The organism is Chryseotalea sp. WA131a (genome assembly GCA_025370075.1).
Taxonomy (GTDB): domain Bacteria; phylum Bacteroidota; class Bacteroidia; order Cytophagales; family Cyclobacteriaceae; genus ELB16-189.
The window spans coordinates 1,518,198-1,538,763 of sequence record CP073016.1; the positions used below are offsets into that span (position 1 = coordinate 1,518,198).

At 41.2% G+C, this 20,566-nt stretch carries 14 protein-coding genes; 10 read left to right on the forward strand and 4 right to left on the reverse strand.

Annotated features, from left to right (window positions below; translation table 11 throughout):
* Positions 1-7 precede the first annotated feature (7 nt).
* The 4 genes from moaC to KA713_06870 all read left to right on the forward strand — a co-directional run bounded on the left by moaC (position 8) and on the right by KA713_06870 (position 4,404).
* Positions 8-481 carry a cyclic pyranopterin monophosphate synthase MoaC gene (moaC, locus tag KA713_06855; protein ID UXE68293.1) on the forward strand — a complete coding sequence of 158 codons (474 nt, stop codon included), beginning with the start codon at positions 8-10 and terminating at the stop codon, positions 479-481.
* Between the two features lie 765 nt (positions 482-1,246).
* Positions 1,247-2,221 (forward strand): S1/P1 Nuclease, encoded by a 975-nt coding sequence (locus KA713_06860; protein UXE68294.1) that lies wholly within the window; start codon positions 1,247-1,249, stop codon positions 2,219-2,221.
* Positions 2,222-2,388: 167 nt separating this feature from the next.
* Positions 2,389-3,972: a glycosyltransferase family 39 protein gene (locus tag KA713_06865; protein ID UXE68295.1), complete on the forward strand. Its 1,584-nt coding sequence runs from the start codon at positions 2,389-2,391 to the stop codon at positions 3,970-3,972.
* 39 nt (positions 3,973-4,011) lie between these two features.
* A complete protein-coding gene (locus KA713_06870) occupies positions 4,012-4,404 on the forward strand; it encodes a GtrA family protein (protein UXE68296.1) in 393 nt (130 codons plus the stop codon).
* Between the two features lie 272 nt (positions 4,405-4,676).
* On the opposite strand, the gene KA713_06875 is transcribed toward KA713_06870, so the two are convergent.
* Positions 4,677-4,889 carry a hypothetical protein gene (locus KA713_06875; GenBank protein ID UXE68297.1) on the reverse strand — a complete coding sequence of 71 codons (213 nt, stop codon included), beginning with the start codon at positions 4,887-4,889 and terminating at the stop codon, positions 4,677-4,679.
* Positions 4,864-8,235: a methylmalonyl-CoA mutase family protein gene (locus KA713_06880; protein ID UXE69059.1), complete on the reverse strand. Its 3,372-nt coding sequence runs from the start codon at positions 8,233-8,235 to the stop codon at positions 4,864-4,866. The genes KA713_06875 and KA713_06880 overlap by 26 nt, the downstream gene beginning before the upstream one ends.
* 451 nt (positions 8,236-8,686) lie before the next feature.
* On the opposite strand from KA713_06880, the gene KA713_06885 reads away from it, so the two are divergent.
* The 3 genes from KA713_06885 to KA713_06895 all read left to right on the forward strand — a co-directional run bounded on the left by KA713_06885 (position 8,687) and on the right by KA713_06895 (position 13,518).
* Positions 8,687-9,727 carry a M28 family peptidase gene (locus KA713_06885; GenBank protein UXE68298.1) on the forward strand — a complete coding sequence of 347 codons (1,041 nt, stop codon included), beginning with the start codon at positions 8,687-8,689 and terminating at the stop codon, positions 9,725-9,727.
* Positions 9,728-10,030: 303 nt separating this feature from the next.
* Positions 10,031-11,152, forward strand: a complete 1,122-nt coding sequence (locus KA713_06890) for a beta-lactamase family protein (GenBank protein ID UXE68299.1) — start codon at positions 10,031-10,033, stop codon at positions 11,150-11,152.
* A gap of 242 nt (positions 11,153-11,394) precedes the next feature.
* Positions 11,395-13,518 (forward strand): hypothetical protein, encoded by a 2,124-nt coding sequence (locus KA713_06895; GenBank protein ID UXE68300.1) that lies wholly within the window; start codon positions 11,395-11,397, stop codon positions 13,516-13,518.
* Positions 13,519-13,540: 22 nt separating this feature from the next.
* Here KA713_06895 and KA713_06900 read toward each other — a convergent pair whose 3' ends face one another.
* Positions 13,541-14,065: a DUF3667 domain-containing protein gene (locus KA713_06900; protein ID UXE68301.1), complete on the reverse strand. Its 525-nt coding sequence runs from the start codon at positions 14,063-14,065 to the stop codon at positions 13,541-13,543.
* Between the two features lie 853 nt (positions 14,066-14,918).
* Positions 14,919-17,345, reverse strand: coding sequence for a ligase-associated DNA damage response DEXH box helicase (locus KA713_06905; GenBank protein UXE69060.1), 2,427 nt, complete (start codon positions 17,343-17,345; stop codon positions 14,919-14,921).
* An 89-nt stretch (positions 17,346-17,434) separates the two neighbouring features.
* Between KA713_06905 and KA713_06910 the strand changes: the two genes are divergently transcribed.
* The 3 genes from KA713_06910 (at position 17,435) to crtI (ending at position 20,517) form a co-directional block, all read left to right on the forward strand.
* Positions 17,435-18,331 carry a MerR family transcriptional regulator gene (locus tag KA713_06910; GenBank protein UXE68302.1) on the forward strand — a complete coding sequence of 299 codons (897 nt, stop codon included), beginning with the start codon at positions 17,435-17,437 and terminating at the stop codon, positions 18,329-18,331.
* A gap of 81 nt (positions 18,332-18,412) precedes the next feature.
* Positions 18,413-18,916, forward strand: coding sequence for an RNA polymerase sigma factor (locus tag KA713_06915; GenBank protein ID UXE68303.1), 504 nt, complete (start codon positions 18,413-18,415; stop codon positions 18,914-18,916).
* A gap of 128 nt (positions 18,917-19,044) precedes the next feature.
* Positions 19,045-20,517 carry a phytoene desaturase gene (gene crtI, locus KA713_06920; GenBank protein UXE68304.1) on the forward strand — a complete coding sequence of 491 codons (1,473 nt, stop codon included), beginning with the start codon at positions 19,045-19,047 and terminating at the stop codon, positions 20,515-20,517.
* The last annotated feature ends 49 nt before the right edge of the window (positions 20,518-20,566 follow it).

The following is a 20,566-nucleotide window of genomic DNA, read 5'->3' on the forward strand; positions in this document are numbered from 1 at the left end:
ATGCAAAATGAAAAATAAATTTAGTCATATTGACGCAGTGGGCAACCCGCAGATGGTAGATGTTTCAAAAAAGAAAATGACTGTGCGGATAGCAAGGGCGCAAGCAGTTGTTTGGTTGGGCAGCGAAATCATTTCGAAATTGAATGGAGACGAGCTGATCACAAAAAAAGGCCCGGTGTTTCAAACAGCGATTATTGCAGGTGTAATGGGTGGCAAAAAGACCGCTGACTTGATTCCGTTTTGTCACCCCATTGCCTTGGAAGATTGCCAAATCCATATCAAAGTTGAAAAGGACTCAGCCATTATCCGATCAACGGTAGTGGTTGCGGGTAAAACAGGTGTGGAGATGGAAGCACTCACGGCTTGCTCAATAGCGGCACTCACAGTCTATGATATGTGTAAGGCACTGTCGCATGAAATTCAGATTAAGGAAATCAAATTGCTTGAGAAGCGGGGAGGGAAGAAGGATTACAAATTTTAGGCATTAGTCCCAATCATCTGGCTTTTGATTTGTTGAACCAGGAAACATAAAGAGGCAACTTTGCTGGGCCAAATCCTCCATCGCAATTCAGAGGCACTTCTGCTAGCAAATACACACTGTTGTTCTCTTTTTAATAAACATTTTTTTTGGTTAGTGGGCGCTGCGTAAAAGATACCAATTACTTTACCTTGACCTGTTTGCTTAAACCCACATGATGCATTAGAGAATTTCAATAATACTGTAAATTGATAAAAATGACGAACTAGTGTTATGTTAACTGTACTTTGGCGTACGGGGCTATAAAGTCGGCAGTGGGCAGGATACAGTGTGCATTATAGGACTGGCGGTGACTGCCTACTGGTGACTGCCTACTGCCTACTTTTTAAATGACGTCATAATACATTTAACTTATCACTAGTATCTTATAGATGGCATGATGATAATGAATTTTTAAGGTCAGTTGTATTCCAGCTTCGTCACCTTGCACCAATCCAAAGAAGGAAGAGATACCCCAAGGGTCAATACGAGTAGCATCGGATGTTCCGTTTGCAATCGCAATTCCGTTAGAGGAGCTTATCGAAACGTAGTTAGCGCAAACGAAACGGCAAGTACCAAAACAAATTTGCGAGGAGGGGTGATAAAAATTTCATAAATATTTTGGTTGGTTGAGTTAAATTTAAGATCTGCTTTTTGATACATATAAGACAATCTTAACATATCTTCGATGTGTGTTGCAACATGCTAGCAAAACTTTCAAATAGGAAAATGAAGCACTCGATTCAGCATCTAATACTTCTTTGTTTCTGCTTTGTTTTATGCAGTTGGGGTTTTTTCGCCCACCAAAAAATAAACCGACTGGCAGTATTTACATTGCCCGTAGAAATGAGCGGCTTCTACAAAAAGAATATCCGCTACATTGAAGAAGCAGCAGTCAATCCAGATAGAAGGCGCTATGCCGTGCCCGAAGAGGCACCTCGGCACTTCATCGACTTGGATGTGTATGGTGATAGTGCTGCTTATACCCTGCCTCGCTACTGGAAAGAAGCAGTAGAAAAATTTGGCGAAGACAGCCTCGCGAAACATGGCATTGTGCCGTGGCATATCAACCGCGTTTACTTTCAATTGAAAGAAGCGTTTCTTTTGAAAGATCCAGAACGTATTTTGAGATTGTCTGCCGACCTCGGTCACTATGTGGGAGATTCGCACGTGCCTTTGCACACCACCAAAAATTACGATGGTCAATTAACCGACCAAGTGGGCATTCATGGATTTTGGGAATCGCGCTTGCCCGAATTGTTTTTTAGCGAATATGATTTTTATGTGGGCAGAGCTGAGCATATCGCTAATGTGCAGTTGGCCGTTTGGAAAACCATCGCTCAAAGCAATTCAGCACTCGACTCTGTTTTACGATTTGAAAAAGAATTGAGCCTAAAACTCGGTGATCGCAAATTCAATTTTGAAACCAAGGGCAAGCAAACTGTAAAAGTTTTCTCGCAAGAATATTCGCGAGCGTATCATCAAATGCTTTCCGGCATGGTGGAGCGGCAATTTCGTGCAAGCGTAAAGATGACGGGCGACCTTTGGTACACGGCCTGGGTAGATGCCGGACAGCCTGACATAAAATCATTGATTGATTATAAACCAACGGAAGAAGAATTGAAAAAGCGAGCTGAAGAATTGAAGAAGTGGAGAGAGGAGCGGAAGGTGGAGGTGAGGACGCATGAGGTGGAGGGTCGGTAGGTGGTGAGTAGTAAGTGGTAAGCGGTAATTGGTATTCGGTGTGTGGTCAGTGGTTTGTGGCTTTGGTAGGATTAGAATCAAAAATCAAAAATTTAAAATCACCAATCACAATTCAACTATTAGGTGAATTAAGTTGATAATCCCTTAATTTTGTCAAAATAAATTTTGTGCTCAACTCAATTCAAGATCCCGTTATAAAAAAGAAATTGCTTTGGCTGATTGTGATTGCTACAACTGTTAGGTTGTTTCTCGCATCACAATTAGAACTTGCCAACGATGAAGTGTACTATTGGACGTACGCACTCTTCCCAAACCTTAGTCACTTCGACCACCCGCCTATGGTGGGTATTCTGGCACAACTTTCAACATTCAATCTTTGGTTAACGGATGATTTCTTCCTTCGCTTTGGTTCCATCGTTTTATCAGCAGTCAACACCTACACCATTTTTTTGATTGGCAGAAAAGTTAAAAATGAATTAGCCGGTTGGTATGCATCCCTGCTATACACGTCATCCATTTACTGCTCTATCCTCAGCGGGTTTTCGCTTTCGCCCGATGCTCCGCAGGTATTTTTTTGGCTGCTTAGTTTAAACGTAGCAGTAGATATTTTCCCAGTAAGGGAAATCAAGAACCTACATCGCATTAAGATTTTGCTATTTGGATTCTTAGCTGGATTGGCCATGCTCTCCAAATATCACTCCGCCTTTATTTGGGTGGGCGTTTTATTGTACGTGGTAGTCTTCAACCGAAAATGGTTGATCGACTATTCTCTTTATCTATCTGGAATTATTTCGGTCATCGTTTTATCGCCCATCATCATCTGGAATGTTAGAGAGCATTTCATCAGTTTTACTTTTCATGGCGATCGCGTAACTCCTTCTTGGAACATTCGTCCTGATTACTTTTTTACTGAAGTGAGTGGACAGTTTGCCTACAATAATCCGCTGAACGTTATTTTGATTGCAATCGCATTAATAGCCATTTGGAAAGGCAAGACGTTTATCAAAAAAGAATTCACGTGGCTTTTGTTGTTGAACTCCCTACCACTTTGGCTTCTCTTTACTGGCTTCTCCATTTTTAGAAGTACACTGCCGCACTGGACGGGGCCCGCTTTTATATCATTAACAATTTTGGCAGCTGCTTATTGGGCAGAACGGATTGAAACAACGCAAGCAGAAAAAAAATATTTGCCTTTGCGATTGGTACTCCCGAGTTACTTCCTTGCTTTTCTACTAGTTGTCACATTTTACATTATCAACTATTCTCCTTTTCAGTTGGGTAAAAAATCGCAAGTAAATAATTTTGGTGAATACGATTTTACGCAAGACATGTATGGATACGATCAAGTGCATGAAGCCTTTAGCCAAATTTCCTCCCGCGAAGAAAAAGCGGGTCGCATGCCTATCAATGCAGGTGTTGTCTCCAACAAATGGTTTCCTGCTGCGCATTTGGATTATTATTGTGTATGGCCAACGGGAAGAAATCTTTTTACTATTGGCAGCTTAAACGAAATTCATAAATATGCTTGGATGAACCGCGACCGAGGAGGTTTGCAAACTGGTGGCGATTATTATCACATCGCTGTAAGCAATTACTACAAAGACCCAACCGAAGCCTTTGGCACTTACTTTGAAAAGATTGAGCAAATGGACACTATAAAAATTATGCGGGGTGGTGAAGTCATGCGCTATGCATTTTTCTATCGGTTAAAGGATTACAAAGGAAACTTTGAAGACCTCCTCAGCCATTAAGAAAAAAAAACTATATCAGTTGACTACTTTTGCACCTTGATGTTAGAATCCCTCCCTCCTATCTTTTTAAAGTTCATCTTCTTTGCGTTGGTGGGCGTCTCCGGTTTGGTCATTGATTTTGGGTTGACCTATCTCAACAAAGAGAAACTAAAACTGAATAAATACTTGGCCAATGGTACTGGATTTTTTGCTGCTGCCACTAATAACTTTTTTTTGAACCGCAATTGGACATTCGCCAACACCCATCCCGATGTAACAGGTCAATACATAAAGTTTATTGGTTTTGCCTTAATCGGTTTAGCCATCAACTCAGTGATTGTTTGGTGGATGACCGAAAAAATGAAGAAGAACTTTTATCTCTCCAAAGGCGTGGCCACTTTTATTGTTACATGCTGGAATTTCCTTTCTAACTTTTTGTTCACGTTTAGATAGCGGAGATTTTGGACTGGAAAACTTTTGTCTCCAGGATTTTTGGGCCACCGAAGCATCCTTTCGCTTCATCATAGTAAACTATGATTTGATGAGCCTTTTCCGTCATTTCGCACTCAACCATCACAACAAGGCAACCCTTCAAATGTTAAAATCCTATTGTTTTGCATTAGTAGCTTGGACAGTAAACCATGCCAGCAAAAAGGTGTTAAAAGTAGCTCTACACTTAAAAAAGAGACCTTGGTTGAACGGAATATTAGCCCAGATAGAGATACTTAAAAAAACCATTTCGGTATTCTTATGCATAATCCCGGTTGAAAATCATTTGTCCATAACTTTCCTAACTTCTCTTTAATGTCTTCTGATTTTTTTTTGAATTGTAGATAAACACTAAATGCAGAGAGCAATTCAATGGATGCAGAAATGATAAAAGTCATTGCTATATTTTTCTTAATACCTGCATCACATATTCCTCCGATATTGCCCACCCACTTCAAATAATGCTTTTGTTATTTGTCCCAGCGAACAAACTTTAGCAGCTTCCATAAGTTCAGCAAATACATTTTTATTTTGAATAGCAGCCTCTTGAATTTTTTCAATGGCATCGTGTGCTTTTTCACCTTGGAAGGCGTGTAGGTTCCTTAACATCTTGATTTGATATTCTTTCTCTTCGGCCGTAGCGCGGATTACTTCACCGGGAATAATCGTAGGTGAACCTTTTGAACTTAAGAACGTATTCACTCCGATAATTGGATATTCGCCTGTGTGCTTCAAGGTCTCGTAATACAAACTCTCTTCCTGAATTTTTCCTCTCTGGTACATGGTCTCCATGGCGCCAAGCACCCCACCGCGCTCCGTAATTTTGTCAAACTCTAAAAGAACTGCTTCTTCTACTAAATCGGTCAGCTCCTCAATGATGAAGGAACCCTGTAAAGGGTTTTCGTTTTTGGCCAAGCCTAATTCTTTGTTGATGATCAACTGAATAGCCATCGCTCTGCGCACCGAACCCTCGGTGGGAGTGGTGATCGCTTCATCGTAGGCATTGGTGTGCAGCGAATTACAGTTGTCATAAATCGCATACAGCGCTTGCAGCGTTGTGCGGATATCGTTGAAGTCAATTTCTTGCGCATGCAACGAGCGACCCGAAGTTTGAATATGATATTTCATCATTTGGCTGCGCGCATTCGCTCCGTATTTTTCGCGCATGGCTTTTGCCCATATTCTGCGGGCTACTCGTCCAATCACGGCATATTCCGGATCGATGCCATTGGAGAAGAAGAACGATAGGTTAGGGGCAAACTCGTTGATGTCCATCCCTCTACTCAAATAATACTCCACGTAAGTGAAACCATTTGAAAGGGTAAATGCTAATTGCGTGATGGGATTAGCACCCGCCTCGGCAATGTGATAGCCAGAGATCGAAACCGAATAAAAATTCCGAACACTCTTGTCAATAAAATACTGTTGCACATCGCCCATCAGGCGCAAGGCAAACTCTGTTGAGAAGATACAAGTATTCTGTGCCTGATCTTCTTTTAAAATATCGGCTTGCACCGTGCCACGCACTTGCGTGAGTGTGTCGGCTTTGATTTTTTCGTAAACATCTTTCGGCAACACCTGATCTCCGGTTGTGCCAAGCAGCATTAATCCCAATCCATTATTTCCTTCCGGCAGTTCTCCCTGATAAGCAGGTGCATCGCCTTTGGCATACATCGCTTTAATCTTCTTACGTACTTCCTCCTCCAACCCATTCTTCTTGATGTAAATCTCGCATTGCTGGTCGATGGCCGCATTCATGAAGTAGGCGAGTAGCATCGGTGCGGGGCCGTTGATGGTCATCGAGACAGAAGTCTTGGGATCAGACAGATCAAAGCCGCTGTATAATTTCTTGGCGTCATCTAAGCAACAAATGGAAACACCCGAGTTGCCGATCTTTCCATAAATATCTGGACGGTAGTCTGGATCATTTCCATAAAGTGTTACCGAGTCAAATGCAGTCGACAATCTTTTTGCCGGCATCGACTTGCTCACATAATGAAAGCGTCTGTTGGTTCGCTCGGGGCCGCCTTCGCCTGCAAACATGCGGGTAGGATCTTCGCCTTCGCGCTTGAAAGGATAAATGCCTGCTGTGTACGGAAATTCTCCCGGCACATTTTCCTGCAACATCCATTTCAACAAATCGCCCCACGCTTGGTAAGAAGGCAAAACTACTTTTGGTATTTGCGAATGCGACAACGATTCGGTATGCGTTTGAATGGCGAGTTCTTTATCTCTTACTTTAAATTTGAACAAAGGTGCTTTGTATTGTTGCACTTTGGCCGGCCACTCTTCAATCAGTTTCCAGTTCTTTGGGCTCAAGCTCAAGCGCAGATTGCTTTCTTCACTTTCCAATTCTGCTTTGCTTTTGAGCAGCGTCTTCACTTTTTCAATCGCATATAAATTCTGCGCCACTTCCGCTTGCTCATTTACCCACTGGTCATACTTCCGGTTCGTCTCCGATATCTCGCTGAGGTAGCGAGTACGGTGCGGAGGGATCACAAAAATCTTCTCACTCATTTCGCGGGTGATCTCAAATGACGAGATCAAATCTGCATTTGTCTTCGCGTTGATTGTATCGATCAAATGTTTGTAGAGTTGGTTCGTACCCGGGTCGTTGAACTGTGAAGCAATCGTGCCGTACACCGGCATATCTTCCGGCTTTTTGTCCCACAGGTTGTGGTTGCGCTGATATTGTTTTTTCACATCGCGCAAGGCATCTAATGCGCCACGCTTGTCAAATTTGTTCAATGCAATCACATCGGCAAAATCGAGCATGTCGATTTTTTCCAATTGCGTGGCGGCACCGTATTCGGGCGTCATCACGTAGAGCGACACATCGCTGTGGTCAAGTATTTCCGTATCGCTTTGCCCAATGCCCGATGTTTCTAAGATAATAATATCAAAACCCGCAGCTTTCAACACTTGTACTGCTTCTTTTACATAGGCCGATAATGCTAAGTTACTTTGGCGCGTAGCCAACGAGCGCATATACACGCGTGAGTTGTTGATGGCGTTCATGCGAATTCGATCGCCCAACAGCGCACCGCCCGTTTTGCGTTTCGATGGATCGACCGAAATCAATCCAATCGTTTTGCCTGCCCCGTCTTTAGCGGGGTCCTTAAAGTCAATTAAAAATCGTCTTACAATTTCATCCACCATCGAAGATTTACCCGAGCCGCCCGTGCCAGTGATACCAAGGACTGGTGCTTTGGACAACGCAGCCTTTTCGTTGATCTCTTCAAATACTTTTTTATGATCGTCAAAATAATTCTCTGCTCCTGAAATATATTGAGCAATGCGAACGTGATTGTCGACTGTCAATGGACCATGGTCAATGGTCTTGCCTGTGGCAAAATCACTCCGCTCCACCAAATCATTGATCATCCCTTGCAAGCCCATCGCGCGGCCATCATCCGGTGAATAAATTTTAGTGATGCCGTAGTCCATCAACTCTTTGATCTCATCGGGCAAGATCACGCCTCCGCCACCGCCAAATATTTTGATGTGACTCGCGCCCTTCTCTTGCAGCAAGTCGTACATGTATTTAAAATATTCCGTGTGGCCACCTTGGTAGCTCGTCATCGCGATGGCCTGTGCGTCTTCTTGTATGGCAGTGTTCACCACTTCTTCCACACTGCGGTCGTGGCCGAGGTGAATCACCTCTACGCCTGTGGCCTGAATGATCCTGCGCATGATATTGATGGCCGCATCGTGCCCATCAAACAAACTGGCAGCAGTAACAATGCGTACTTTGTTTTTGGGTTTGTACGGCTCGGGCGCAGTATGTCCGGCCATGGAAACGGATTTCTCTTTTTTCTCGGAAGTAGCAGCAGCCATCGGAATGCGGTTTTAGGCTTCAAAAGTACGGATTACGTGTTTATTTAGCTAACGGGTGGTAGCTTCTTGGTGGCTGTTAGCACAGCTTCCCCTATCAGCCTAAGCCATTCGAAGGCTGTCTTCGCCTTGATTCGTGTCAACACGAACCGCATTGGCTCTGTAAGGTAGGCTCTTTACAATCTGCCCCTTAAGAAGAGTTTCTCTAGTTGGCCAAGGAAGTCAGTTTTTTGATTTTGCCTTTCAAAATCTGGTTTTGCAACAATACTTACTTTCAAAAATACTTCGAGGCGATACGAGATAACAATGGAAGTAGACAATTAAAAACCAATCTTCAACGGTAGGTGAGCACCTAACCGTTTGGATTAAGTAGGATGGCGTGTTAACTTGCTCGTACTAACAGAGACATTAAATGTCAAAAACGCTTAGTTCATGTTTTTTGGTTTTATTGAGCATGGTAACATTGCCGAATGCAAACAGCCAGGTTTTTGCAGATTCAGCTTTCTTTCAAAATCGTTTGGCAAGCTTTGCGAAAGGAAACAACCTAAGACGATTCAACTATGTAAAGAAATATCCCAAACGAAACAACTTGACAAGTTTGCAAGTTAAAACACAGGGAATCGATTGGTTGGGCCTTTACCGAAATGTAATCGTTGAAAAAAAGGGGCAAACTGATTCTATTGTCTATGTTGTATGTCATTATGATAAAATTGACGGTAACATTTTCTCATTTGTAAACTTGTTGATCAACGGAAGTTTAGATGTTCTCTTTTCGAATACATTTCTCACCAAGGGAGCCTATGACAATGGTACGGGCGTGGTCACGCTTTTGAGTTTATTGGAATGGATCAATGGGCAAACAACTCGCTACACGTATCGTTTCTTGTTTGTGGGCATGGAAGAATACGGACTTCGAGGGTCAAGAAGACATGTATCAAGCTTGACATTGAAAGAATGGAGCAAATGTGTGTATGCAATCAATATTGACATGATTGCGGAAAAAAAGTTTAAGGGAGTGACTGTAACGGCCGATGTAAGTGACCATCGGCTAGTTAACACCGCGAAACAGATTAGCGAAAGCAACGGAAATAGCTTGACCACCGCTTTCTTGCCCGATGGCGCACTGAGCGATTTTCATTCGTTTACAGGTCAAAGTTTTACTAAAGACTTCGGCATTTCATTTATGGCCAACCTCGCGGGGGCATTTATTCCGCAAAGAAGTTATTTTACAAAAAGAAAAGATGCGATTCCTGTGATTAATTTTTCAGATGATACGCATTTTGGCGTGAGTGATATGGTTAGTATTTTTTCACCAATTTCTTTTGGCACGGTGCATAGCTTGAATGATCAAATAAAAAGGGTCAGCGCCAACAATCTAGTAGGGTATTCCGAATTCTTAAAGCTGTTCATTAAATCGTTAGACGAATCAAATTCTATAGCTTCTAAAAAATAGATTTCCGCTATTTTAGGTAATCCAGCGCTGACTGAGGACACCAATCCAGGCGAGGGATCAATGCTTTGCCAAGAAGTGAGCTATGAAATGGCGTTGTATTAAATTTGAAATGAAGTTTGTTTGAACTAATTTTCAATAGCAAGCTACAAATTCGATTCTTAAGATAGCTTTGATTGATTTCACCAAGCGGACACTTGCCCTAGCCGTGGGCGAAAAATTAGTTATCAGACAAATACCGTATTTTTATAGAAACTAAAAGTTGCACTTATTACTTGAACACAGCTCCATAAAAATCAAAAAAAAATGAGATTCAAGTTACTTTTAATCTCGATACTCTCCAGTCATTTTCTTTTTGGTCAAAATAGATTTCAGAGAATTGACAGCCTCTTTAATACTTTTCGCGAGCATGGGCAGTTCAATGGAAATGTTTTGATAATTGAGAAAGGCAAGCCAATTTATCAAAAGAGTTTTGGTTTGGCGAATAAAGAGAGCAAAGAAGAATTAAAGGAAAATTCGGTTTCTGAATTGACTTCTTGTGCAAAACAATTCACTGCACTGGCCATTGTTCAACTTAAAGAACAGGGCAAGTTGAATTACGATGATGCTATTGACAAACACCTTCCTGAACTTAGAGAATATCACAAAGTAACGGTAAGGCATTTGTTAAATCACACCAGCGGAATGCCCGACTATATGCAGCTAATGGATAGCTTGTGGGACAAGGCGAAGATTGCTACCAATCAGGATATCATCTATTTATTTGAAGCTCATCGCCCCCCATTGTTATTTGAACCGAATACAAAATTTAAATACAGCAATACAGGCTATGTTTTATTGGCGTCTATTATAGAAAAATTGTCGGGATTATCTTATGCCACTTATCTAGATAAAAAATATTTTAAACCACTAAGAATGTCAAACACATTTATATTCTATCGTAGATATGCGCCAAAAAAAGTTATTAATAATGCTTCTGGATATGTCTACGACTTTAGTTCAAATCGATTTGTATTGGCTAACAACTACAACTACAACTCCAATAAAATAGTAATATGGTTAGATGGGATTGTTGGAGATGGAACAATAAACTCCACCGTTAGTGATTTGGTGAAGTGGGACAGGGCTTTATATCAAAACACGTTAATTACTAAAGAGAGCAAAAAAGACTTGTATGTTCCCGCTACGTTAATGGATGGTACAAAGACTCAATATGGACTAGGTTTGTTTTTTATTAACGATAATACCTTTGGTTATTACGCAAGCAATACTGAGGGGTGGCCTGGTTATGCAACATTTATCGAGCGGCATATCACCAGCGATAAAGTCATCATCATTCACACAAACTATGATGAAATACCGAGCTTACTTAAGGCATTGAGACATATTTTGTATAGCGATGATACACGAAAGAAAAACAGGAATTGAAGAATTAGATAAGTTTCCTTTTGTCTGTACCGTCAGACCTTTCGACCTGACCCCTTAAATGAGTTTCCTTTAATGGCAAAAAGAATTCAGTTATTGATGTTGTCTTGAGAAATTTGTTGGCCTGGATTTGCGTTTTCAAAACGTCAGGTCGGAAGACCTGATGACACAGCTATAATACTTTCAACAAGTTTGTACTATTTTGTATATTTCGAACGATGTTAAGTATTTCAAAATCGATCTTCGTGGGTTTACTCTTCTTGTTTCCCACACTCCTTTTGGCACAAGGAGCAGCTGATGTTGTGGTTTCTCAACGGAACGGAATTACTGATATCCTAAAAGTAGCCGAAATAGCTCAATCACAAGAACCTGATCCGGCCAAAGCAGCAAGCCTGAATTTTTCTAAGCTTAATGATGAAACGTTTAAAGATTTTAATGGCTGGTTAAGGTTTAATGTTTTCAATCAAGATGTGAAGGATTCCATTTTTGTTATTCAGGATCGCGCTAATAATAATCCCATCTTTAGTCTTTATCAGAAAAGTGTTGATAGTGACTTGTGGCTTCCTGTTTCAAACAATGGCCACGTTCGTTTTCCTGTTAATGTATTCGGAAAGGCGGTTATAGTGCCTAAGGGAACTACTCGACAATTTCTGCTGAGGTTCGCCAGAAACCCATATGAAAAGATTACCTACCTAGCTGTTATTCCTTTCCATTTACAGTATGATGGCGGCAAGAACCACATTTCAATTTTTCTTGCCATTGCCCTGACCATGATAGCCCTTTATCATTTTGCCATCTATCTGCTCAGCAAAGTGAGAATGTACATCATTCATGCGCTCTACTCAATTCTTTTTGTTGTATTTATGGTCACTACAAACCCGTGGCTGTATTATTGGGTGAGCAGCCTTTTTAGCATCAAATTGCTATTTGATATCAATCTCATTTCTTCGGTACTTGTGCTTGGCGCTTACGGGGAATTTGTTTACGTTTTCTTAGATGCAAAGACCCGGTTCCCCCAATTGCGGAAATGGCATTCAGGATTTCTTATTTTAACCATCTTGTCCACCTTACTAATTATTTACATTCAGGTTCGATACAATGCTTTTTTCATTTCACGCGACATTACTGTTGGGTTTTGTCTTCTCTCGTTTACTACAATAACTGCCTTTCTCTTTGTTGCGTTTAGAAAAAACGTTAGATCTGATTATTTTCTACTCATTGGATCTCTAGTGCTATGGAGCAGCATACTGTTCGGTATATACATTCTTTACAAAGCATTCTATACCGATATTTTTCTGATCATCGCTTATGGGACAATTGTCGAAATCCTAATTTTCGCTTTGGGTATCGGGTACAAGTTGCAGCTAGAATCACGGGCAAGAATAGATCAGCAGGTTAAATTTAACCAGGAACTGGAGGAGCAGGTATTGCAACGGACACGTCAGATTCAAGAGCAGAAAGAAGAGATAGTTACACAGAACGAGGAGTTAATCAGTCAACGCGAAGAAATTGCTGCGCAAAACGAGGAACTAATACAAGGGCAAGAAGAGATAGCCGCCCAGCGTGACCAAATGGCCTATCAAAATGTGCAACTGAAAGAGGCCCAGACTATTATTGAAGAACAGAATCAGGATATTCTTTTAAGAAATGTGAATTTGGAGGAGGAAGTAAAAAAGAGAACAAAGGAACTTACCGACTATAATCTTCAATTGGAGCAATTTGCTTTCATTGCTTCGCATAACCTTCGTGCGCCTGTAGCAAGGATCCTTGGCTTGTCGCATTTGCTTACCCTGCAACAGGTAAACCTTACGGAAAAAGAATTGATCATACAGAAAATGATTTTCAGTTGTGCAGAGTTGGACACGATTGTGAAAGACCTCGGACAAATCTTGGAGATACGCGAAAACCTCAGCCAAACAATAACGGAAGTTAATCTAGAAAAAGAGTTAAGTATCACTTTAAATGGCCTCGAAAACGATATTCTGCAATCCAAGGCAGTGATCGATATCGACTTTGAAAAGGTTGATACGGTGCATACCATTCGGCCGTATTTACAAAGCATCCTGTTAAATCTATTAAGCAATGCCATCAAGTATCGTCATCCGGATCGGCCTCCTCACATACAAATTTCTTCAGCTATTGTAGACAATAAAGTAGAAATTGATTTCCGCGATAATGGGTTGGGTATCGACTTGCCACAATACGGTGAAAAACTTTTTAAGCTCTACAGCCGATTTCATTTTCATGTGGAAGGCAAGGGCAAAGGATTGTTTCTGGTGAAAACCCATGTTGATGCTATGGGTGGAACGCTGGAGGTGCAAAGCGAGGTGAATGAAGGAACAGTCTTTAAGATATTCCTAAAAAATTAGTAGCCTTTGCTATCGTCACAAACTATTTAAAAAGATTGACATCAGAACTTTCTATAAAATGTATCTTCGTTTGCAATGAATTCAGGACAAAATGTTCAGAGTAATTTTGGTCAGCTTTTCGAAAGAGCAAGTAGCTGACTAACGCCTGTAGAGGTATCATCGTAAGAAATATGAATTTTGGATGCTCTTTTAGTAGGTTGTCAATTCTTTTTAGGATGTCATTTCGCCCATCTCCTAAATCGGTGTAATGAAAGGGAGTGAGGTGCTCAATCAATGAGAAAACCATAGTTAACAATACCAACATCGAGAAGTAGTTGATATGAGCAACTCTTTTGCCTTCTATGTATTCTCGTACTGAGTGCCCCGGTCGGAAAAACAATTCTTTTACTGAAAAGAACAGGCCTTTGTCAAAATGGAAAATGGCATGCGCGAAATAGTGACTGAAGACATGCTTCACCGTAAAGCGATGGATTTCAGCTGACTGACCGCAGTGAATACAAAAATTCCCCTCAAGTTTTCTATTGCAGTTTAGACATAGTTTGGCCATTTTATTGTGTTGCCACGATTTAAAATTTTTAGTTTGCTAAAATGAGATGATTCTGGAAAAGTGCAATCTTCTAGAGATAAAATGTTTATTTAACTATTTTTGATTTGACGTAGGATAAGCTTGTATTTGCGTTTTCAAAACGTCAGGTCCCTTCCCACGATACCTTTAACTGGTTCTTTACAGCCCTTAACGCTGAGAAGTTCGAACACTATTTTCTTCAATGGACGCAATCGTTGGCTCATGTCACAAAAGGTGAAGTGCTCAATATTGATGGGAAGGCAACGCGCAATTCCAAAAGAAAGGGAAGGAGGGTATGGCTCACGTGGTGAGTGCGTGAGCCAATGCCAATGAACTGGTGTGGATGCTTAGCAATGAAAAGATTCAAAGATCCATCCCATCAATTGAGTCTTTTACAGCTAGAGTGAGGTAGATGTTACTAGGGATTTGAAGCCCCCATCCCACTATACAAGTAAAGTTAAATTTATACAAAAAAATGGTGGATAGCGCAGCAGCAAAATTAGTGAGATATGTTAAATAAACCCATTTGCTGATTTGAGACAATCGCTTCTTACGAATGATTTTGACTTCCATTATTAGGCGATAGAAAAAGATGGGGGTTACAGCCAGGGGCAAGAATTGTAAAAAGAAGTAATCGCTCAATAAGTTACTATAAGGCAACGAAATTAGAACAAAACATAACCCAATAGATAATGACGAAATCTGTTTAGATAATGTACTTTTACAAATCGACCAAAAATAACAGGAAAAGAAAAGTGGCCACATTCTTAATAAAGCTTTTGCACTTTCTATCGGGGATAGCACTTCTCTGCGTGCCAAAAAAATATTCCGATTTCTACTCCTTATACTCCACTGCCATCCGTTTCACCCTGTCTTCCAATTTTTCAGACGTTAGTTTTTCGCGGCTCATGCGGTCAACGATAATCGGAAAGGCAAAAGGCGTTGGTTTTTCTGGTTCGGTGATTATTATTTTTTGTTGACTGATCCGTTGCAATACCTGCAGCATACGTGCTTCTTCCAACTGAAAATCCATGACCTCTTCAAACGCCTGAAGCAGCAAGAGATTGTCGGGTTCGTATTCGTGAAATACATTAAAGAATAATTGTGCCGATGATTGCAAGTGCTTCTCTTTTATTTTCTTGCCCGGCATTCCTTTAAACACCAATCCAGAGATGGCGGCTATGTCCCTAAATTTTCTACGTGCCATTTCCGTATTGTTGATGCTGGCCAAAATATCAGTCGATAAATTTTCACTACCCAACACGTTGGTCTCAATCGCTTCGTAAATAGGAATCTCCTGATCGCACAATAACTCAAATCCATAATCATTCATGGCAATGGAAAAAGTCAATGGCCTGATCTGGGCGATTCGATACGCAACCAGCGCTCCTAATCCTTCGTGAACATTTCGCCCTTCGAAGGGATACATCACCACATGGTAGCCTTCATCGCTTTGAAAATATTCAATTAAAAACTCGTGTAGAAAAGGCAAGTGAGACCGTTCCTTTTGCAAATCCATCAATGGTCGAAGAAATTTCATCTCGGCATCCTTTTCTTGTGCACGAGCCGCTTCATCAATTTTTACTCGGATCATTTCACTTAATTGCGAAGACAGCGGCATGCGCCCGCCCTGCCACGATGGCACTTTGCCTGACTTCCGTTTTGACTTTCGTACGTGCGCTTCCATTTCTTTGATGCGCACCAACTCTAGGCTTTGCCCAGCAAACCAAAACACATCGCCCACATTCAAACGCGAAATAAAATATTCTTCAATCGTGCCTAGGTATTTGCCCGACACAAATTTGATGTGAATCAACGTATCGCCAACAATAGTGCCGATGGACAGCCGGTGCTTGTGTGCCACCGCCCGACTGGTCACTTTATAGATGCCATCTTCCACTACCACCTTTCTATATTCATTGTAGGCCGTAAGCGACTGACCGCCCGTTGCCACAAAGCTCAATGCCCAGTTCCATTCTTCCTCCGTAATGGAAGAAAAACTGGCCGTGGTTTTTATCTCCCTCAAAATCTCATCTGGTTTAAACCCATCGGACACTGCAAGTGTAATAAGATACTGCACCAGCACATCAAACGAGCGGAGATACGGGATGCGGTCTTCCACAATTTTTCGGTTCATGGCTTCGCGCAAAGCAGCCGCCTCGGTCAACTCCAATGAATTGGTAGGCAAAAAATAAATTCGGCTAACCGCACCTGGTTGGTGGCCACTTCGCCCAGCCCGTTGCATAAATCGTGCAACACCTTTTGGGCTCCCAACTTGAATGATGGTTTCCACGGGTCGAAAGTCAACACCCAAATCCAAACTAGATGTACAAACTACTGCTTTTAATTTTCCATCGTGCAGTTGCTCTTCCACCCAATTGCGCAATTCCATGCTGATGGATCCGTGGTGCATGGCCAAAACGCCTGACAGCTCGGGAGCAAAATCCAATAATTTTTGATACCAGATTTCAGCGAAGGAACGTGTGTTGGTAAACAGCAAGGTACTTTTGCTTTCTCGGATGATGGGCAAAACTTTCTCGAGCAAATGAATGCCCAAATGACCGGCCCACGGCATCCGCTCCACTTCGTTTGGCAGAATAGAAAGTATCTCTACTTTTTTTTCAATATTGGCGCGAATGGTTTTTACTTTTTTGCTGGATTCATAATCACCCAATAACACTTGAAGCGATTGCTCCATGTTGCCAATCGTGGCCGATATGCCCCAAACTTTTAAAGTCGGGCAAATTGCTTTTAACCGAGATAGTGCCAACTCCATCAGCACACCTCGTTTGGCACCGATCAGCTCGTGCCACTCGTCTACAATAATAGATTTTAGATTCTTGAAATAGGTAGGATAGCCTTTTTGTGAGAGCAACAAATGAAGGCTCTCGGGTGTGGTAATCAAAAATTGGGGTGGGGTTGTCTTTTGTTTTTCTCGTTCGCGCGAGGTGGTATCGCCTGTGCGCACACCTACCTTCCAATCTAGGCCCATGCCGTCAATAGCCCGTTTGGCCGATAGTTCAATTTCCTTTCCCAAGGCCCGAATGGGTGTAATCCAAATGGCTTGAATACCGTGATGGGTATTTTCATTAAAACTATTTTCAGCTTCTTGTAAAATAGGGACGAGCAACGAATAGGTCTTTCCGCTACCTGTTGGGGCGTTGACGATTCCATTAAAACCTAGTAAATAAGCATGCCAAGCTTCTTTTTGAAAATCAAAAACTTGCCAGCCAAGTTCAAAAAACCACTCCTCGCCAGACATTACTTTAAAGCTTTTCATTTTATTTGTGGAAGCACTGCTAACAATTGTTAAACATTCTTGTTAGACTTGTATTAAAAATCGAACAAAAGATGGGAAAATATTCAATAAAAGAGCTAGAAAAACTTTCGGGCATCAAAGCTCACACCATTCGCATTTGGGAAAAGCGTCATCGGCTGATCGAGCCATCTCGTACACAAACCAATATTCGCTTTTATTCAGATGATGATTTGAAGAAAATCATCAACGTTTCCGTGCTTAATTCAAATGGAATCAAGATTTCCAAGATAATCAAATTAACGCCCGACCAAATCCATCAACAAGTGGTGGAGATGAGCAATCAAAAAAACAGCATTGATATCTACATTGAACAGTTGATTGTGGCGATGATTGACATGGAGGAGGAGCAATTTGAAGAAATCCTCAGTTCATTGATTTCTAAGTTCGGGTTTGAAAAAACATATATCGAAATTATCTACCCATTTTTGGAAAAGATTGGCGTGTTGTGGCTAAGCGATAATATTACCCCTGCACAAGAACATTTTATTTCTCATTTGATTCGGCAGAAATTAATTGTGGCAATTGATGCATTGCCGCTTGCTCCAAAAACAGCCAAGCGCGCGGTTCTTTATTTACCCGAAAGCGAGTTGCATGAAATTGGCCTTTTGTTTTATCACTATGTAGCGAAATTTATGGGCCTAAGAACCTACTACTTAGGCCAAACCGTACCCTACAAATCATTGCTTTCTGTTTACCAAGATCACAAACCCGACATGGTGATTACCTGCCTCACATCAGGTCCCAAACCAGCGGATATGCCAAAGTATTTGGATAGATTAGTTGAAGATCTTCCGAATTCTCGAATTCTAGCTTCTGGTTATGCTCTGCGAAAAGCAAATATCACCCAACATTCCTCTGTTAAAATATTTTCTAACGTAATGGAATTCAGGTTGTTAGTTGGTAACGAGATTGTAATGTTTAATAATTAGTAAAAATAATTAAACATTCTGTTGGTTGTTTCATTACATCAGTTAAATTTGTTCAACATTTAATTAAAACAGTTGAACATTATGACGGTAAGAGAATTTGAAAAACAACTCACCACCCTTCGTCCAATGTTGAGGGGTTTTACGCACCGATTCACGCGCGATCGCGAGGAGTCTCTAGACCTTGTTCAGGATACTATTTTAAAGGCGCTTACCTATCGAAGCAAATACCGAGAAGACACTAATTTAAAAGGATGGTTGTTTACCATCATGCGCAATACCTATATCAACAACTACCGAAAATTTAAGCGCGAGAAAACATCTACCGATAGTACAAAAGAATTGTATCACTTAAATGTGGAAGATACGCATACCTTTAATCAGCCAGAAGGTAGTATTGAATTTAAGGAAGTATGGCGCAATGTGAATGCTTTGAAGGATGACTTATTGATACCTTTTAAAATGCACACAACGGGTTATAAGTATCATGAAATTGCTGAACACTTGCAACTACCGATTGGCACAGTGAAAAACAGAATTTTTCACGCACGAAAAGAAATTCAAAAAAACTTAGCAGGATATCAATAAACCTGCATTTTAGGTTTGGTTTCATATGGCTCTTGCGAAAAATTGCTGGAGCCTTTTTTATGTAAGCCTTCTGTGGCTTTCGTAGTTTTACAGGTAATAGCCATCAAAAACTAAAAGGCTGCAGTTACATGAAAAAAATTGCTGTTATCGGTGCGGGGTTTGCAGGTTTATCGTCTGCCAGTTACTTGGCGATGGAGGGCTATGACGTTACCGTCTTCGAAAAAAATTCTTCAGTAGGAGGCCGGGCACGTAAGTTTGAAGCAAAGGGATTTGTGTATGATATGGGCCCCAGCTGGTATTGGATGCCCGATGTTTTTGAAAAATATTTTAACCTCTTTGGGAAAAAAGTAAGCGATTACTATTCGTTGAAAAGACTGGATCCCTCCTACCGAATTTTTTATTCCAAGAATGATGTGCTGGATATCCCAGCCGGTGAAGAAGCACTTTGCCAACTATTTGAAAACATAGAGAAAGGGAGCGCAGCCTATTTGCGTAAATTTTTGGAAGAAGGTGCGTACAAATACCGAGTGGGCATCAACAAACTAGTCTATAAACCGGGTCTTTCTCTTTCAGAGCTGTTGGATGCTGACTTGATGAAAGGGATTTTTAAACTTCACGTATTCGAGTCGGTATCGGCCTACGTAAAAAAATATTTCAAAGACCCTCGGCTTATTCAGTTGCTCGAGTTCCCCGTTTTATTCTTGGGTGCACCAGCCGACAAAACACCCGCGCTTTACACTTTAATGAATTATGCCGACATGAGCTTAGGCACGTGGTACCCTGAAGGTGGCATGAATAAGATTGTGGAAGGAATGGAAAAATTAGCCATTGAATTGGGCGTAAAATTTGAGTTGAACAGTTCGGTAGAGAAGATTAACGTGAAAAACAATGTGGCATCGAGTGTCGTGATCAATGGCACGCAGACACCTCTTGATTATATCGTGGCGGGGGCCGACTATCATCATGTGGAACAACACCTTCTTCCTAAAGAAAATCGTAGATACGATGAAGGGTATTGGCAAAACCGGGTAATGGCACCCTCTAGCCTAATTTACTATTTGGGCATCAACAAAAAAGTAAAAAACCTGCTCCACCATAATCTAGTTTTTGATAGCGACTTTGGCTTGCATGCGAAAGAAATTTATGAAAGTCCGCAATGGCCAACGAATCCTTTGTTTTATGTGAGTGTTCCTTCCAAGACCGATCCGACAGTTGCACCCGATGGGCAAGAGAATATTTTCTTATTGATGCCGGTTGCCCCGGGATTGGATGATCAAGAAGAAATCCGCGAAAGATATTTTGACTTGATGATCCGCAAGCTAGAATACCTCACGGGCGATTCGATTAAGGAACATATTGTTTACAAAAAAAGCTATGCACACGCCAATTTTATTGCCGATTACAATTCATTTAAAGGCAATGCCTATGGTTTGGCGAATACCATTCAACAAACAGCCAATTTAAAACCATCTATCTTAAACAAAAAGGTTAAAAACCTGTTTTATACAGGTCAACTTACTGTTCCTGGGCCAGGTGTACCTCCTTCGCTCATTTCAGGACAGGTGGTAGCAAAGGAACTGATAAAAAGAGATAGGGGATAGAAAATTAATATTCGAGAAAAGAAATTTTCAATAAATTTCAATTTTCAAA

Bases quoted from the DNA above. Each gene is read 5' to 3' on its own strand.
- KA713_06900 (UXE68301.1), bottom strand. From the start codon at position 14,065: ATGGCCAAACTATGTCTAAACTGCAATAGAAAACTTGAGGGGAATTTT.
- KA713_06910 (UXE68302.1), top strand. From the start codon at position 17,435: ATGGGAAAATATTCAATAAAAGAGCTAGAAAAACTTTCGGGCATCAAA.
- KA713_06885 (UXE68298.1), top strand. From the start codon at position 8,687: ATGTCAAAAACGCTTAGTTCATGTTTTTTGGTTTTATTGAGCATGGTA.
- KA713_06890 (UXE68299.1), top strand. From the start codon at position 10,031: ATGAGATTCAAGTTACTTTTAATCTCGATACTCTCCAGTCATTTTCTT.
- KA713_06860 (UXE68294.1), top strand. From the start codon at position 1,247: ATGAAGCACTCGATTCAGCATCTAATACTTCTTTGTTTCTGCTTTGTT.
- moaC (UXE68293.1), top strand. From the start codon at position 8: ATGAAAAATAAATTTAGTCATATTGACGCAGTGGGCAACCCGCAGATG.
- KA713_06880 (UXE69059.1), bottom strand. From the start codon at position 8,235: ATGGCCGGACATACTGCGCCCGAGCCGTACAAACCCAAAAACAAAGTA.
- KA713_06870 (UXE68296.1), top strand. From the start codon at position 4,012: ATGTTAGAATCCCTCCCTCCTATCTTTTTAAAGTTCATCTTCTTTGCG.
- KA713_06905 (UXE69060.1), bottom strand. From the start codon at position 17,345: ATGTCTGGCGAGGAGTGGTTTTTTGAACTTGGCTGGCAAGTTTTTGAT.
- crtI (UXE68304.1), top strand. From the start codon at position 19,045: ATGAAAAAAATTGCTGTTATCGGTGCGGGGTTTGCAGGTTTATCGTCT.
- KA713_06915 (UXE68303.1), top strand. From the start codon at position 18,413: ATGACGGTAAGAGAATTTGAAAAACAACTCACCACCCTTCGTCCAATG.